The organism is Salinivibrio sp. VYel1, assembly GCF_009377945.1.
In the GTDB taxonomy this organism is placed as follows: domain Bacteria; phylum Pseudomonadota; class Gammaproteobacteria; order Enterobacterales; family Vibrionaceae; genus Salinivibrio; species Salinivibrio siamensis.
Window position 1 is genome coordinate 1 of record NZ_RSAM01000012.1, and the last position, 16324, is coordinate 16324.

A 16324-nucleotide genomic window follows, 5' to 3' on the forward strand; every position below is an offset into this window, starting at 1 on the left:
ATCCTTTATTTTCACTCATTTTTATGAATAAACATGGTGCAACGCACGGTTTTCAGCCTTAATTGACAACTAAGTCATTAAATCGCTAGCCCAGGCATGGCGAGGATCTTCATGCGTTTTCCCTGCCTTGTTACCCAGATACCAAAAGTTGAAATGGCAAGCATTACACCAAGCCGCCATAGCTCAACCTCGGATACCGTGACTTGCAGCAATTTGTGCGCAGCCAGAACAAAGCCACCGCCTGTAAGCGCCGCAAGCAAAAGCGTTGAGCCTCCAACCCACCACATCACCCTATTGTGTAAATCACGCTTATCAGACCAATACTGCACTGAGGCTTGGAGAGCCAGCTTCTCGTCATAAGTGTGAGCAATATCAGATAAGGTTTTCTCTGATTCCTCTATCTGCGTTTTGAACGCTGTGACTTGCTCTTCTTTTTGTACGGCTATTTCTTGTTTCAGGTTTGAAAACTGCTCTCTCAAATCTCCAATTTCTTCGATCAATACTTCATTCTGGGCCCTTAAGCCCAGATGCTGCTGGTTAAATCTACCGTTCCACTCGGAATTCAACGCCTCTAAGGCTTCTGCTTGAGATTCAATCGTGGATGTAGCCCCTTGCCTGTATTGAAATGCGTAAAATGCGCCTTTTAATGCTTTTGGAGAATTTTGATTTGATGGAATATCTAATAAGTTCGCAATTGCATAACACGCAACGACTTCGTTTTCTTCCCCAGCTAAATTTTTACAAAAAATTGCATCTGGGTTTTTCGATGTAATTAAATGGCCCTTCTGCAAGTGCTGATTAACCTGATTTTTAAAGTTTTTCTCTATGTTCTGCAGTTGTGCTTCGTTGTTTTGGTGCTGGCGTGATTGCTGGATATACTGCTGAACAAAATTCAACCACTGATTGGTCACATTCCAAGCATGGGCCGCATTTCCGTCATTTTTACTGCCAGTTTTCATCCAAGCAAAAAAAGACCGCTCTTGATTCATCCATTCCTGCATCTCGTCAAGAGATTGAAATTCTCGTTCTCCGATATCAAGTTGGAGAGTAATAAGCGAGGAAGCTTCCTTGTTCTCTTCTAAATCTGACATTTTTCTACCTTGGTGCTTCTTTGCCTTTTAGATATAACATTGTATTAGTGCGCGTGCTCGATTTGTCAAAACCGTTATACGCATCCCTTATCGCCTAAAATACTGTTATTAATAACATTTTCAACGCTCTAAGCAATCAACTCGTCTACGAAAGTGTGCATGCCGCCTATCACGGTTCAGGCGTTCACATTATCCCCAAGCAGTAAAATGCAATCCATTGATTAAATTGCATTTATGTCTCTTCATTTGGTGATAATGTGAATGTGTTTCGAATAATCGTGCACACGATCTGGCTTCCCTCGCCGATAAGCTGTGTAAATATACAGCTTGGCAGTTAAAGGAATGCGCTTTAACACCCACGCTACCGCCATTGGTTGGCGGCGTCCAAAAGGCCTTATAGGGCAGTTTTTCGTGGGCTAGATTATCAGACGCTGGGCAGTGTGTTTAGGCAAAGGGGTCTAAAATGTTGGTTAGGTCAGGGTTTGGGAATTTGTGGGGGTTAAACGCAAAAAAGCCGCTGACTAAACAGCGGCTTTTCGGTATGTGGCGGAGAGATAGGGATTTGAACCCTAGAAGGGCTATTAACCCTTGCCGGTTTTCAAGACCGGTGCTTTCAACCACTCAGCCATCTCTCCGGAACGCGGCGTATATTATTGGGTTCGCTGTGGCTTGTAAACCCTTTATTTGCCGCTTTTTGCCTACTCGCTCAATCAATGATCAGCTTGGCGAACATGCTAGCAAAAGGCGATTAGCTTACCGCCAATCGCCCTGCTTTTAACTGGGACACGTTAGCTGAGTCTCTTTGCTGCGCAGTGTTTATAGCGCGATAAAAATACCCGCCAGTGCCGCACTCATTAGGTTGGCAAAGGTGGCGGCAATCACTGCGCGCACGCCTAAGCTTGCCACATCTTTGCGGCGTTCGGGCACCATGGCACCAATCGAGCCAAGTTGAATGGCAATTGAGCCAATGTTGGCGAAGCCACACAAGGCAAAGGTCACTATCACCTGGCTTTGCACCGACAGGTTCGCTTTGATATCGGCAAAGGATAAAAAGGCGACAAACTCATTGAGTGCGATTTTCTGCCCTAATAGGTTGCCGACAGCAAACACTTCATGCACCGGCACCCCAGTAAGCAATGCCAAGGGTGAGAATAAATAGCCGAACAGGCTTTCTAGGCTTAAGCCTTCTAAATCAAGCAGCTCGCCAATGCTCCCGAGCCCGGCGTTTAGCATGGCAATCACACTGATAAAGGCCACCAGCATGGTACCCACGGCCACCGCGACTTTCATACCGTTCATCGCGCCGCTGGCCAAGGCATCAATCGCGTTCGCTTGGTCGCTATCGCTGATCTCCACCTGGTTTTGCTCCGCCGGTGTTTCCGTCTCAGGGACAATGATTTTGGCCATCAATAATCCACCGGGCGCGGCCATAAAGCTCGCGGCAATCAGGTATTTCAAATCCACGCCCATGGCGGCATATCCGCCAAGCACACTGCCGGCCACTGAGGCCATACCGCCGACCATTACGGCGAAGAGTTCAGAGCGGGTCATTTTGCTAAGAAAAGGGCGAACTACCAAAGGAGATTCGCCCTGAGAAAGAAAGATGTTGCTGGTTGCCACCAGAGACTCTGCGCGGCTGGTGCCGAGTAATCGCTGTATGCCGCCGCCGAGGAGTTTGATAACCCACTGCATAATGCCGAGATGATAAAGGAGAGAAATCAGCGCACTGATAAAAATGATTAACGGCAGTACTTTAACAGCGAAAACAAACCCATTGTTCGCCAGAGGTCCAAACACAAATTCGATGCCTTCGTTGGCAAAGGAGAGCAGCTTCGCCGCGCCATTACTCATTGCCCCTAGCATGGCTTGACCAAAGGGAATATAGAGCACCAGGGCAGCAAACCCAGCTTGCAGGCCAAACGCACCTAGCACTGTTCGCCAGTTGATCGCTTTGCGGTTGGTGGAAAATGCGCACGCGCATAGAAACAGAGCGACCAGACCTGCCGCACTATAGAGGAGTTGCATAAATAGATTACCTTGCCGTTGTGTTGCACTTGCGGTACGGATGAGTACGACACGCTGCCGGGGTGGCAAGAGGTTCCATCATGCGTTACATCGTACCGCGGGTTCGGTGAAGGTGGGCCCGACCTTGGACGCTTTTTCTTCAGCCGCAAATCGCGACACAGTCACTCTTTGGCTATCGCTGCGCAAAGAGCACATGTTGGGCGAGCATTCTAGTGTGATTAAACTCTCATTTCCAGCAGAATTTGACGCTCGATCACACTTATTGAGTGGTTATTGAGGGTTGCAAACTGCCCTTTTGGCTATGTCTTGTCTCTCAGACAATGGTCGGATGTTTATCCCTCTCTTTTTGTGTCACCTTGATGGTGTCTATCATTCACACCCTGCATCACGCCTGCGCTTAACAAATTTGGCAAGATTGGTTGACACGTTTGGCTCATATGATATTCATGGGTGGCTATTGACAAAATCATTGAAGGTAAAGCGATAAAAATAAGCCTCAATGGAAAAACAAAAGCAATAGCGCTAAAAAACATAAAACAAAGCAAACACAACAACGCAACCACAATAAAGGAAACACACATGCAAACCGTCTCTTCGCATCAGACAGGATCTAGCTTGTCGGTGATGCAACGTCTACGCGCATTGGGGCCTGGCATCATGATGGCCGCGGCAGCTGTAGGCGGCTCTCACCTTGTTGCCTCGACCAAAGCCGGAGCCATTTATGGCTGGCAACTCGCGGCATTAATCCTGCTCGTTAACTTGTTTAAATACCCCTTTTTTCGAGCAGGCGTACAATACACCGCGGGAACCGGTGAAACCTTGGTCGAAGGCTATGCGCGTTTAGGTCGGCCTTATTTGTGGCTGTTTGTCGCGTTAAGTGCGGTCTCTGGAGTGATTAACACCGCGGCCTTGACCTTATTTAGTGCCAGCTTGCTCAGCTATTTTGTGCCGTTTGATCTCTCACTGACGGTGCTCTCGAGCATTATTGTGGCCACCTGCTTAGTCATCTTGATTGCGGGGCATTACAAAGCGCTGGATACCTTATCGAAAGTGATCATGGCGACGCTGACATGCGCCACCTTAGTGGCGGTGACGATTGCCGTGGGGAATCCTGTCGCGGTTGAACCCAACTTCAATGCGCCCTCGATTTGGTCTGTCGCCGCCATCGGCTTTATCGTGGTGACCATGGGTTGGATGCCCGCTCCTATTGAAATATCTAGCATCACCTCGGTGTGGCTCAAGCGTAAAGCGCAATCTGAGCCAATTAACGCCAAAGCGGCGCTGTTTGATTTTAACGTCGGTTACATCGGTACCGCGCTGTTGGCGATTGTGTTCTTATCACTCGGTGCCTTGCTTCTGCACGGCAGCGGGGTGGAGTTAAAGCAATCGGGTATCGGCTTTTCGCATCAGTTAGTGGGCCTGTACGCCGCCACCATTGGTGAATGGTCGCGCTATTTGATTGCCGTGGTCGCCTTTTTCTGTATTTTCGGCAGCACCATTACCGTGATTGATGGCTATGCGCGGGTCGTATCTGAATCACAACGCTTGTTGCGTGAACAAACAGAAGCCGAGGCGCACCCGGGTATCGCACAAGGTTGGATGATGCTGATCTCGGTGTTGGCACTGGCGATTGTGGCGTTTTGGACCGGCGCACTGCTGACCATGCTTGATTTCGCCATGGTGGCGGCATTTGTCACCACGCCCTTTTTCGCTCTGTTGAACTATATTTTGGTGACCAAGCACCGCTTGCCGCCTGAAGTGACCATGAGCAAAGCAATGCGTGCGCTAGCCATTACTGGATTAGTGTATTTATTCGGCTTTTTGGCGGTGTTCGTCTGGTGGAAGTGGTTGATGTAACAAAGTTTACCTTGTTCGCGCTTAAAGGGCTGGGTTAACATCCTTTTACAACTTCACCATCGGTGTTGAGCGCGGATAAGGTATTATTGACCTTATAAAAGCCAGTCGTGGTTTAGGTTAAGGACGTGGGCGGCTTGAAAAAGTGAACGACTGCCCACATAACTGTCGTATATAAAAATGGATTGTTAACCCAACCGGGAGAACGTTATGAACGATCGTATCGTTTCGCACAGCCAGTCACAGCAGAGTGCGTTATCTACAAACAAAGTGCTACGTAATACGTATGCACTGCTATCGATGACACTGATCACCAGTGCTATCGCGGCCTTTATCGCTATCGCTGTCGGCATCGGCCCAATGATGTCGCTAGGTATGACCCTAGGTGCGTTGGCGATCGTGTTCTTTGTGCTACCACGCACCATGAACTCTTCCGCCGGTATTGTATGGACCTTCGTGTTCACCGGCTTACTGGGTGCCTCACTCGGTCCAACCTTGACCTACTACCTGAGCCTGTCTAGCGGCCCAGGAATTGTCATGCAGGCGTTGGCGACCACAGGTATGGTGTTCTTAGGCCTATCGGCGTATGCCATTACCTCTAAGAAAGACTTCTCTTTCATGGGTGGTTTCTTGGTCGCGGGTGTGATTGCTCTACTGGTGGCGATGGTCGCGAACATCTTCTTGCAGATCCCAGCGCTGAGCTTGGCAATCAGCACCATCGCGGTACTGATTTTCTCAGCCTTTATTCTGTATGACACCAGCAACATCATTAATGGCGGCGAGACTAACTACATCCGCGCCACCGTGTCGCTGTACTTGAACATCTTCAACATCTTCGTTCATATGCTGAGCATTCTTGGCTTTATGAACGACGACTAAGCCTCGTGCTTTAAACCGTAAGTCACAAAGAGCCGGCATGCGCCGGCTTTTTTTATGGCTGCTTTTTTATCCCTAAAAGCGTGTGATTGAATGGCGCACCCACTCAGTGAAGCGCGCCACATCAGGCACAGTGAACGCCAGTTGCACTCGCCCGCCCTGCTCGCTATGCTTTGCAGCCTCAATCAAAGCGATAACGTCCGGTCAGATGACGAACAAAGGTAAAAGTATGCTGGTGTATGAAGGTGAAACCATTGCGACGGATGCGCAAGGGTATTTAAAAAATGTGGATGATTGGCACGAAGCCCTGGTACCGCTGCTTGCCGAACAAGAAAACATTGCGCTGACCGAAGCACATTGGGAAGTGATTCACTTCGTCCGCCATTTCTATCAAGAGTACAACACCTCACCGGCGGTGCGTTTGTTGGTTAAATCGATGGAAAAAGAATACGGCCCGGAGAAAGGTAACAGCAAATACTTGTTTAAGCTGTTCCCTAAAGGCCCGGCAAAACAGGCCACCAAGCTGGCAGGCTTACCCAAGCCCGCGAAATGCCTCTAGTCACCGAGGCCGATAGATCAAGCGCCGCCACACCTTCGCGGCGCATGTAACGATTGGCAGCAGGCTCTCTGTTATTGAGACCTGTTATTAAGGCGCTACAAGATGGCAAAGCCATCAACGGCGCGCCATTCCGCGTCCTCTTGATCAACCTGATCGACGCCCGCCGTCGGTGGCCCTTTATCTAACCACGCCATTAACGAATCCACTGACTCTTCGCGTCCACAAGCCAATACCTCAACGCGACCATCCGGCAGGTTCTTCGCGTATCCGGTTAATGAGAGCTTCAACGCCTCATGGGCGGTGTGATAACGAAAGCCAACCCCCTGAACGTGACCTGTGACATAGGCTTTGACACATTTTTGAGACATCTGTCACTTCTCCTATATTCCCATTGCAAAACGACACCTGTATAACGCTACATGAGACAAGTCGTTTGACAGGATGGCGTCATGAAAGAAGTTGCGTTTCGATGGATTGATAAATATTTTATCCACCTTCGGCTACAAGAAAAATTTTACCTTATCTTTTTCCTCCCCTTGCTCGCAATGGTTGTGATTGCGCTTACCTTGGATGCCGCCTCGGATACCCGTGTGGCACACAAGATGGAAGCGGAAGGCCAAGCCATTCAAGCCATGGTTGATAAATACGACCTCCCGAAAGGCGAGGTACAAACCCTGCTCAATAACCAGCAAACCGGTTTTACGTTCAATGGTAATGAGCTTGTCTATCAACTTGACGGCTCACTGTTTAGCCATATGAGCGCCACCGACTGGAGCCTGCTGATCGGTATGGTTCTGGTGATTGCAGTACTGATTTACTACATCATGACCTTTATTGGCGGCGCGATGTACACCATGAACCAAGCCTTATTAAAGCTAGCAGATGGTGAGCTGAGCTACCGAATGAACTTTATTCCTGTTCGTGATGAGTTTAGCCAAATTGCCGTCACTATCGATAAAGTACTTGAGCGCGAGCAAAACTTGGTGAAGGCGATTCAACAAAGCGCTGAGATGATGGATGGCTTGTCAGCAAGCTTGCAGCAGCGTAGCGATGAGAGTGAAGCCTTGGGTGAGAGTCAGCGCCAGTATCTTGATTCACTGGCCAGTGCCACCGAAGAAATGGCAGGCTCGATTCGTGAAGTGGCGAGCCATGCCACGGACACCTCAACCCAAACGCAAGAGGCCACCGAAGCGGCGAACCAAGGACGTCAGCAAGTCCAGCAAACCATGGCCGCGATTAACGGCCTTGCCAGCGAAATTGCCCAAGCGGCGGATAAAGTCAGCGAGCTGAGCAAAAACGCCGAGCAAATTGGCACCGTGGTGACCACCATCAATGGCATCAGTGAACAAACCAACTTGTTGGCGCTGAATGCGGCGATTGAAGCGGCACGTGCCGGGGAACAAGGCCGCGGCTTTGCCGTGGTGGCCGATGAAGTACGCACACTGGCCAGTCGCACCCAAGAGTCAACGGTTGATATTCAGTCTATGATTGAATCACTGCAAGCGCATACCGCGGATCTGCGCCGCGTGATGGAAGGCACGGTTGAAAATGCGTCCGCCAGCGAGGCAGCGGTGCAAGAAATTGATACCGAAATCAGCCAAATCGCTGAGCGCAGTGGCACCATCGCCGATCGCAGCACCGAGATTGCGGCCGCTGCCGAACAGCAAGGCAATGTCGCGGGCACAATTTCACAAGACGTCGAACAGGTACGCAGTCAGTCCACACAAGTGGCACAAATGCTGCGTGATTCTGCCACCGAAGTCAGCGAGCTGGGCGCACAAGCTCATCAGCTGAAAACCTTAGTGGCAGGGCTTCGTACCTAAACGCCTGAGTCTACCCCCTCACGCTTGTAATCACGCGCCCTTCTCTGGGCGCGTTTTTATTGCAATCCCCCTGACCTTGCTCGACAATACCCGCCCTTTTTTGCTTTGCCTCGTTAGGACACCATCATGACTGCCACTGTGTATCTCGCCAAAGGCCGCGATAAATCGATCAAACGCCGCCACCCCTGGATTTTCTCGCGCGGCATTGCCCGTATTGAAGGAAAGCCAGGTTTAGGTGACACTGTCACTGTCTGTGATCATCAAGGCGAGTTTTTAGGCCTTGGCGCGTTCTCGCCACAATCGCAAATTCGGGTACGCATGTGGTGCTTTGAAAAAACCCCCATCGACAGTGACTTTTTCCTTGCCCGTATTCGTGCGGCAAAACCGCTACGTACCATGCTCGCCGAGCGTGATGGCTTGACCGGTTATCGTCTCTTAGCCGCCGAGTCAGACGGTGTCCCCGGCATCACTGTCGACAAGTACGATAACTACTTGGTGTGCCAATTGCTCAGCGCCGGCGCGGATGCCCAGCGTGATAATCTGGTCACCGCCCTACGCACCGAGTTTCCAGATTGTCATATCTATGAGCGCTCCGATGTGGCCATTCGTAAAAAAGAAGGCCTCAAGCCTCGTGTGGGGGTACTGCACGGTGAGGAGCCGCCTGCGTCCGTCATAATCGAGGAAAATGGCGTGGCAATTGAGGTTGATATTACCAACGGCCACAAAACCGGTTTTTACCTCGACCAGCGTGATAGTCGCGAACAAGCGGTGAAATACATGGATGGCAAACGTGTACTGAACTGCTTTTGCTATACGGGCGGCTTTGGCTTGTATGCGCAAAAAGGCAATGCCAAACATGTCACTAATGTCGATGTGTCACAGCCTGCGCTCGACAAAGCGAAAGCCAATGCGGCGCGAAACGGCTTTGATCTCACCCGCGCGGAATTTATCAATGCCGATGTGTTCAAGCTGCTGCGCACTTATCGCGAACAAGGCGAGCGCTTTGACGTGATTGTGATGGACCCACCTAAGTTTGCCGAGTCGAAGTCACAACTTAATGGGGCGTGCCGTGGTTATAAAGACATTAACATGCTGGCGATGCAGCTGCTTAATCCAGGCGGTGTGCTGCTCAGCTACTCTTGCTCGGGTTTAATGGATGCGGGGCTGTTCCAAAAGATCCTCGCGGACGCGGCGTTAGATGCCGGTAAGAACGTGCAGTTTATCGAACGCTTTGCACAAGCGGCGGATCATCCCACTCACAGTGCTTATCCTGAAGGCTTTTACCTGAAAGGGTTTGCCTGCTTGGTGCAATAAGCCGCAAGCGCTATCGCACTTTTGTGTCAGTAGGCGACCTATGTCGTCTTCTTACCTAGACACTTCTGTCTAGCGCCTCTACTGTATTTAGAGAGTCAGCGTTTAGAGAGCCAGCAACAGGAGTGTATAAATGCTCAGTCCCATTAAGCCACACGATGAAGATCAGCGTTTAAAAAAACTAGAAGAGACGGGCCTGCTAGATAGCGAAGACGAAGAGCGCTTTGACCGTATCACTCGCTTAGCAAAACGTTTATTCAACGTCCCGATCGCCCTCGTTAGCTTAATCGACAACGATCGTCAGTGGTTTAAATCCTGCTTTGGCCTGACTGTGCGCGAAACTTCCCGCGATATTTCTTTTTGCGGCCATGCCATTTTGGGTAGTCAACCGTTTGTGGTTCAAGACGCCAGTGCCGATCCACGTTTTGCCGATAACCCTTTGGTGACTGGTGACCCGCATATCCGCTTTTATGCCGGGCACCCGCTTTCTCTTAGTGATGGCACCAATATCGGCACACTCTGTGTTATTGATACCCAGCCAAGACGTTTTAGCCAAGAGGACGTGCGCTTTTTAAAAGATCTGGCGCTACTCGCGGAAAGTGAGTTGTCATCGGCACATACCGCTTACACTGACGACATTACAGGCATTTCTAATCGACGCGGTTTTATGCAACTGGCGAGCCGAGCGGTACAGCATTGCCAATCAATTAATGCTCCCTATTCATTAGCTTTTTTGGACTTAGATAACTTTAAAGCGATTAATGATACCTACGGCCATGCTGAAGGGGATATCGCGTTGTCTCACTTAGCCAACTTGCTGCGCGCCAATATGCGCGAATCGGATGTGTTCGCCCGCTTTGGTGGGGACGAGTTTGTGGTGTTTCTCTATGGTGCGGGTCGTCAAGAAGCGGAGAATGCCCTCGAGCGTTTTGCTGGAGTGGTTGAACGATTTAATCAGATTAACCGACACACGTATCCTCTCTCATTTAGCCAAGGCATTGCGACCAGCTCAGCCACCTCGCACCGCGGTTTAGATGACTTGTTGGATGAAGCGGATACCAAGATGTATCAACAAAAAATGCGTCAAAAAGCCCACAACGGTGATGAGCCCTAAGCGGTGTAGACGTGTAAACGAATAAAAAACGTGGCACACCAAGGTGCCACGCGTTGTCGATAGTACTCACAGCCTTTGCATCTAGTGTGAAAGCGCCGAGGCGATGGTCTCCAAACTACTCGGATCATCAATCGTCGAGGGCACGTGATAAGCCTCGCCATCCGCCATTTGGCGAATAATGCGACGTAATATTTTCCCTGACCGTGTTTTGGGCAACTTATCGACGATCACCGCTTTTTTAAAGCAAGCGATCGCGCCAATTTGATCCCGCACACGCTGAACTAACTCCTGTTCGATCTCGCCACTCACAGAGACAAAACCATCTTTCAGTACCACCAAGCCGAGCGGCAATTGGCCTTTGAGCTCATCGTGCATCCCCACCACCGCACATTCGGCGACCGCTTCATGGCTTCCCAGTACTTCTTCCATTTCTCCGGTCGATAAGCGGTGACCCGCGACGTTAATCACATCATCTATCCGTCCCATCACAAACACATAGCCATCTTCGTCCATGTAGCCCCCATCACCAGAGACATAGTAACCGGGGAACTGGCTGAGATAGCCGGCTTCAAAGCGATCGTGGTTGCGCCACACCGTGGGCAGGCAGCTGGGCGGCAGGGGGCGCTTCACGGCAATATATCCTTGCTGGTTTGGCGCCGCAGGGTCGCCCATTTCATCGAGAATACACACCTGATACCCCGGGCTTGGCATGGTTGCCGAGCCAGGCTTGGTCGCAAAACAGGTTAACCCTAATGGATTGCCTGCAATCGCCCAGCCGGTTTCAGTTTGCCACCAGTGATCCACCACGGGTCGCTGGGTCTTTTCTTCTACCCATTCCAATGTGGGCGGGTCAAGCCGCTCGCCGGCCATAAACACCGTGCGTAACGATGTCATCGGATAACGCGCCAGGTGCTCACCGTTTGGATCTTGCTTTTTAATCGCCCGAAAGGCGGTAGGCGCCGAGAACAAGATGCTGACGTTATACTCGTCACACACACGCCAAAACGCCCCCGCATCCGGTGTGCCGACGGGTTTGCCTTCAAACATCACCGTGGTGCAGCCGTGTAGCAAGGGGGCATAGACAATATACGAGTGCCCCACTACCCAGCCGACATCCGAAGCGGCCCAAAACACTTCACCGGGTTTGACGTTGTAAATCGCGCTCATGCTGTACTTCATCGCTACCGCATGGCCGCCATTGTCGCGCACTACGCCTTTGGGTTTGCCCGTGGTGCCGGAGGTATAAAGGATATACAAAGGGTCCGTAGCATTAACGGGCACCGGCGGCGCAGGGGTGGCTTCCGCTAACAGCGCCGCCCAATCAGCATCACGCGGATTGTCTAAATTAGAACGACACATCGCACGTTGATAGACCACCACATGGTCGGGTTTGTAGCGACTATCCATGATGGCTTGATCGACCATCGGCTTATAAGCCAAGGTTTTCGCGCCCTCGATACCGCATGAGGCGGTGAGCACCACTTTGGGCTCCGCATCTTCAATCCTTACCGCCAGTTCGTTCGGGGCAAAGCCACCAAAGACTACCGAGTGAATCGCCCCAAGCCGTGCGCAAGCGAGCATGGCCACGGTCGCTTCTGGGATCATGGGCATATAAATCACCACGCGATCCCCCTTTTCAACTCCTAGCCCTGCCAGCATGCCCGCAACTTTCGCCACGTAGTCACGCAGCGCGGCATAGGTGTAGGTGGTTTTTTTGTCGGTGACCGGGGAGTCGTAAATAAGTGCAGTTTGTTCGCCTCGACCTTGCTCGACATGAGCATCAAGCGCCATATACGCGGTGTTCATAGTGCCATCGGCAAACCAGCGCTCAATGCCATTGTCATCTTTGCTAAGAATGGTTTGTGGAAAGGTAAACCAATCAAGCTGTTTGGCCTGCGCCTGCCAAAACCCCTCGGGATCGCGGCTAGCCCAATCCGCATGGTGTTGATAACTGGCTTCTTGCATAAGCGGCTCCTTATCGCCCGCCATGAGCGAGCGATGAGTTAGCAAGCAACGTGTTTAATAACGTGCTTAGTTAATCACAAACAGAGACATAAACGTGTGCACTGGGGTTTTCTCCAGCGCGGCCTGGTCGCTACACAAGGCAGCGATTTTTTCGCTCTGTGCTTGCGGGAACCGAGTCGCCAAGTTAGCGCGGAATTTTTGCTCCAGCACAGGGATCCCTTCTTCGCGACGGCGGCGGTGACCAATTGGGTATTCCACCGCGACTTGTTCAGTACTGCTGCCATCGGTAAAGAAGATTTGGATCGCATTAGCAATCGAGCGCTTGTCGGCTTCAAGGTATTCCGCGCTGTAGCGTGGGTCTTCTTTGATCACCATTTTTTGCCGTAGCGCATCAATACGCGGGTCGGCGTGATGGAAGGCGTCTTCGTAGTGCTCGGCCACTAGATTGCCGTATAGCAGCGGCACTGCCACCATGTATTGCAGACAGTGGTCACGGTCAGCCGGGTTAGCCAACTCCCCTTCTTTAGAAATGATGCGAATGGCCGATTCATGGGTGGTGATTTCAATACGTTCAATCTCATCCACGCGGTTTTTCACCTGTGAATGCAAGGTCACCGCCGCTTCCACTGCCGTTTGGGCATGAAACTCCGCTGGGAAGGAAATCTTAAACAACACGTTTTCCATCACGTAGCTGGCAAAGTCTTGTTTGATACTAAAGGGATTACCGTTAAACAGCACATCGTAATAGCCCCACTTGGGCGCGCTAAGCACCGACGGCAAGCCCATTTCACCTTTCATGGTGATCATCGCCAACCGCACCGCGCGGGAGGTGGCATCGCCCGCCGCCCACGATTTGCGTGAACCGGCGTTCGGCGCATGGCGATAAGTGCGCAGCGCACAGCCATCTACCCAAGCTTGTGAGACGGCATCAATGATCTGCTCCCGATTACCGCCCAGCATTTTGGTGACCACAGCCGTTGATGCCACGCGCACCAATAAAACGTGATCGAGCCCGACGCGGTTAAAGCTATTCTCAAGGGCGAGCACGCCTTGGATCTCATGCGCTTTAATCATCGCGGTCAACACATCGCGCATAGTGAGTGGTGGTTTGCCTTCGGCCACGGCCACACGGCTTAAGTAATCGGCGGTGGCCAAAATTCCACCTAGGTTATCGGACGGATGGCCCCACTCGGCGGCGAGCCAAGTATCGTTAAAATCGAGCCAGCGAATAATACAGCCGATGTTAAACGCGGCAGTGACCGGATCAAGCTCGTGGGAGGTGCCCGGCACACGCGCGCCATGGCGCACAGTCGTCCCCGGCACCAGTGGACCCAGGTGTTTGGTACATTCAGGGAAACGTAGCGCCAGCAAGCCGCAGCCAAGGGTATCCATCAAACAGTTACGCGCGGTGTTGTAGGCTTCTGCCGAGGCAATCGGCGTGCTATCGACATAATCAGCAATTTGCACCAATAAGGCGTCTGGGTCGGGGCGCTGGTTGAGTTCTACGTTGTTGCTCATGGTCAATTCCTTGTGTGATGGTTAATCCAGTTAATGCGCGCCGGTTAGGGGCGCTGATCGATAGGTAGCCAATCTTGGTGCTCAGGGCCGTCGTAATCGGCACTGGGGCGAATAATGCGGTTATTAGCGCGCTGCTCAAACACATGCGCCGCCCAGCCCGTTACTCGGCTCATAACAAAAATCGGGGTAAACAATTTGGTCGGGATCCCCATAAAGTGGTAGGCCGAGGCGTGATAAAAATCGGCATTGGGGAACAAGCCTTTTTCGCGCTTCATCACTTGCTCAACCCGCTCAGACACGTCATAAAGCCAAGCGTCCGGTGCGTTTTCGGCAAGCTGTTTCGACCAATGCTTAATAAGCGCATTGCGAGGGTCTGATTCACGGTAAATCGCATGGCCAAAGCCCATCACTTTGTTTTTGTTGGCGAGCATTTGCATTAGCCCGGCTTCAGCGTCGTCAGGCGCACGCCACTGCTCGAGCATCGCCATCGCCGCTTCATTGGCACCGCCATGCAATGGGCCGCGCAAGCTGCCGATGGCCGCGGTAATGCAAGAGTGCAAATCAGACAAAGTGGACGCGCACACACGGGCAGTAAAGGTCGAGGCATTGAACTCATGCTCGGCATACAGCACCAGCGAGCAATGCATCACAGATTCATGCAGTGGCGACGGGGTTTCGTCAGTGAGCATTTTGAGAAAGTAACCGCCAATGCTTTTCACCTCCGGCTGATAGGTATCGACTCGCACACCATCATGCGAATAGCGGTACCAATAGCAGATAATGGCCGGCAACATCGCCAACAGAGTATCGGTTTTATCCGCTTGCTCACTAAAGTCGGTTTCTTGATCCAAGTTACCCAGCATCGAGCAACCAGTACGCATCACATCCATGGGGTGCGCATTGGCAGGAATTCGCTCCAGCACCGCTTTTAAGGCGTCAGGTAACCCCCGCTTGCCGACCAAGGTTTCTGTGTAGTCGGCGAGCGTTTGGCGATTGGGGAGTTGGCCTTTGAGTAGCAGGTAAGCGACTTCCTCAAATTGGGCGTGATTGGCTAAATCGGTAATGTCGTAACCGCGATAGGTTAATCCAGTACCGGTTTGTCCCACCGTACACAAGGCGGTGGTGCCGGCACTTTGACCACGAAGGCCCGCGCCGGAGATGGCTTTGTCTTTGGGTGCGACGGCGACATTTGTCATGATTGGCTCCTTTCCTTTGATGCCATCAGATTCAACCGCTGCATGAATCCGTGAACGTGGCGATAATTCCAGTGGTGTAACCGACGTTTTCACACTGTGGGTGTACGTTCGTGATCACTCTTTTCCAAATAAGCGATCCAATTGTTGTTCGTAGGCGTGATACCCCAAGAATTCATAGAGGGCATCACGGGTTTGCATGGTGTCGACCACGTTTTTCTGGTGGCCATCATCCAGCAAGTGTTGATACACATTGAGGGCGGCTTGGTTCATGGCACGAAACGCAGAGAGCGGATACAGCACCATGCTGACCCCGACACCCGCCAGCTCTTGGCTGGTAAACAGTGGGGTTTGACCAAACTCGGTGATATTCGCTAGTACCGGCACCTTTACTTGCTCAACAAAGGCTTGGTACTGCTCGAGTGTTTGCATGGCTTCGGGGAAAATCATGTCCGCCCCTGCTTCTACGTAAGCTCTGGCGCGGGCGACAGCACTGTCCATACCTTCCACCGCCAAGGCGTCGGTGCGCGCCATGATCACAAACTCAGGATCGGTGCGCGCATCCACCGCGGCTTTAATGCGGTCGACCATTTCGGCTTGGCTGACAATTTCTTTGTTAGGGCGATGACCGCAGCGCTTTTGCGCCACTTGATCTTCCATATGTACCGCGCCTGCACCGGCCCGCTCCATTTCGCGAATGGTGCGAGCAATATTGAGCGCGCCGCCAAAGCCGGTATCAATATCCACCAGTAAGGGCACGTCGGTTGCTGCAGTGATCCGGCGGACATCTTCCAACACATCGTTGAGAGTCGTGATCCCCAAATCCGGTAAGCCATAAGAGGCATTGGCAATTCCACCTCCAGAGAGGTAAATGGCTTGATGCCCCACTCGCTCTGCCATCTTGGCGCAATAGGGGTTGATTGTACCGACGACTTGCAGCGGAATATTGTTGCGCACCGCTTGGCGAAAACGTGCACCTGCACTCATAGCATTCT

At 51.7% G+C, this 16324-nt stretch carries 13 protein-coding genes and 1 tRNA gene; 6 read left to right on the top strand and 8 right to left on the bottom strand.

Annotated elements, in window-relative coordinates:
* Positions 1–77 precede the first annotated feature (77 nt).
* From EHW58_RS11930 to EHW58_RS11940, 3 genes are all read right to left on the bottom strand, one after another.
* On the bottom strand, positions 78–1091 hold the full coding sequence (locus tag EHW58_RS11930; RefSeq protein ID WP_152796663.1) for a hypothetical protein: 1014 nt from the start codon (positions 1089–1091) through the stop codon (positions 78–80).
* Positions 1092–1635: 544 nt separating this feature from the next.
* Positions 1636–1726 (bottom strand) — tRNA-Ser (locus tag EHW58_RS11935).
* A gap of 181 nt (positions 1727–1907) precedes the next feature.
* Positions 1908–3116, bottom strand: coding sequence for a NupC/NupG family nucleoside CNT transporter (locus EHW58_RS11940; protein ID WP_152796666.1), 1209 nt, complete (start codon positions 3114–3116; stop codon positions 1908–1910).
* A 579-nt stretch (positions 3117–3695) separates the two neighbouring features.
* Here EHW58_RS11940 and EHW58_RS11945 point away from each other — a divergent pair.
* From EHW58_RS11945 to EHW58_RS11955, 3 genes are all read left to right on the top strand, one after another.
* A complete protein-coding gene (locus EHW58_RS11945) occupies positions 3696–4973 on the top strand; it encodes an NRAMP family divalent metal transporter (RefSeq protein WP_152796668.1) in 1278 nt (425 codons plus the stop codon).
* Positions 4974–5180: 207 nt separating this feature from the next.
* Entirely contained in the window at positions 5181–5849 is a 669-nt protein-coding gene (locus EHW58_RS11950) for a Bax inhibitor-1/YccA family protein (protein WP_046073363.1), read from the top strand.
* 226 nt (positions 5850–6075) lie between these two features.
* Positions 6076–6405, top strand: coding sequence for a TusE/DsrC/DsvC family sulfur relay protein (locus EHW58_RS11955; protein ID WP_025672953.1), 330 nt, complete (start codon positions 6076–6078; stop codon positions 6403–6405).
* 95 nt (positions 6406–6500) lie between these two features.
* Here the strand turns inward: EHW58_RS11955 and yccX are convergent, their stop codons facing one another.
* The gene (gene yccX / locus EHW58_RS11960; RefSeq protein WP_077606288.1) at positions 6501–6773 is read right to left on the bottom strand and encodes an acylphosphatase; all 273 of its coding nucleotides are present in this window, start codon (positions 6771–6773) and stop codon (positions 6501–6503) included.
* Positions 6774–6854: 81 nt separating this feature from the next.
* Here yccX and EHW58_RS11965 point away from each other — a divergent pair, with 81 nt between their 5' ends.
* From EHW58_RS11965 to EHW58_RS11975, 3 genes are all read left to right on the top strand, one after another.
* Entirely contained in the window at positions 6855–8228 is a 1374-nt protein-coding gene (locus EHW58_RS11965) for a methyl-accepting chemotaxis protein (protein ID WP_077606289.1), read from the top strand.
* Between the two features lie 126 nt (positions 8229–8354).
* Entirely contained in the window at positions 8355–9542 is a 1188-nt protein-coding gene (locus EHW58_RS11970) for a class I SAM-dependent methyltransferase (RefSeq protein ID WP_152796670.1), read from the top strand.
* A gap of 130 nt (positions 9543–9672) precedes the next feature.
* Positions 9673–10653: a sensor domain-containing diguanylate cyclase gene (locus EHW58_RS11975; RefSeq protein ID WP_152796672.1), complete on the top strand. Its 981-nt coding sequence runs from the start codon at positions 9673–9675 to the stop codon at positions 10651–10653.
* Positions 10654–10734: 81 nt separating this feature from the next.
* Here the strand turns inward: EHW58_RS11975 and EHW58_RS11980 are convergent, their stop codons facing one another.
* The 4 genes from EHW58_RS11980 to prpB all read right to left on the bottom strand — a co-directional run bounded on the left by EHW58_RS11980 (position 10735) and on the right by prpB (position 16316).
* Entirely contained in the window at positions 10735–12618 is a 1884-nt protein-coding gene (locus tag EHW58_RS11980; RefSeq protein WP_152796674.1) for a propionyl-CoA synthetase, read from the bottom strand.
* Positions 12619–12684: 66 nt separating this feature from the next.
* Positions 12685–14136, bottom strand: a complete 1452-nt coding sequence (locus EHW58_RS11985; protein WP_152796676.1) for a bifunctional 2-methylcitrate dehydratase/aconitate hydratase — start codon at positions 14134–14136, stop codon at positions 12685–12687.
* Between the two features lie 44 nt (positions 14137–14180).
* A complete protein-coding gene (gene prpC, locus EHW58_RS11990) occupies positions 14181–15332 on the bottom strand; it encodes a 2-methylcitrate synthase (protein ID WP_152796679.1) in 1152 nt (383 codons plus the stop codon).
* Between the two features lie 114 nt (positions 15333–15446).
* On the bottom strand, positions 15447–16316 hold the full coding sequence (gene prpB / locus EHW58_RS11995; protein WP_152796680.1) for a methylisocitrate lyase: 870 nt from the start codon (positions 16314–16316) through the stop codon (positions 15447–15449).
* Between the last annotated feature and the right edge of the window lie 8 nt (positions 16317–16324).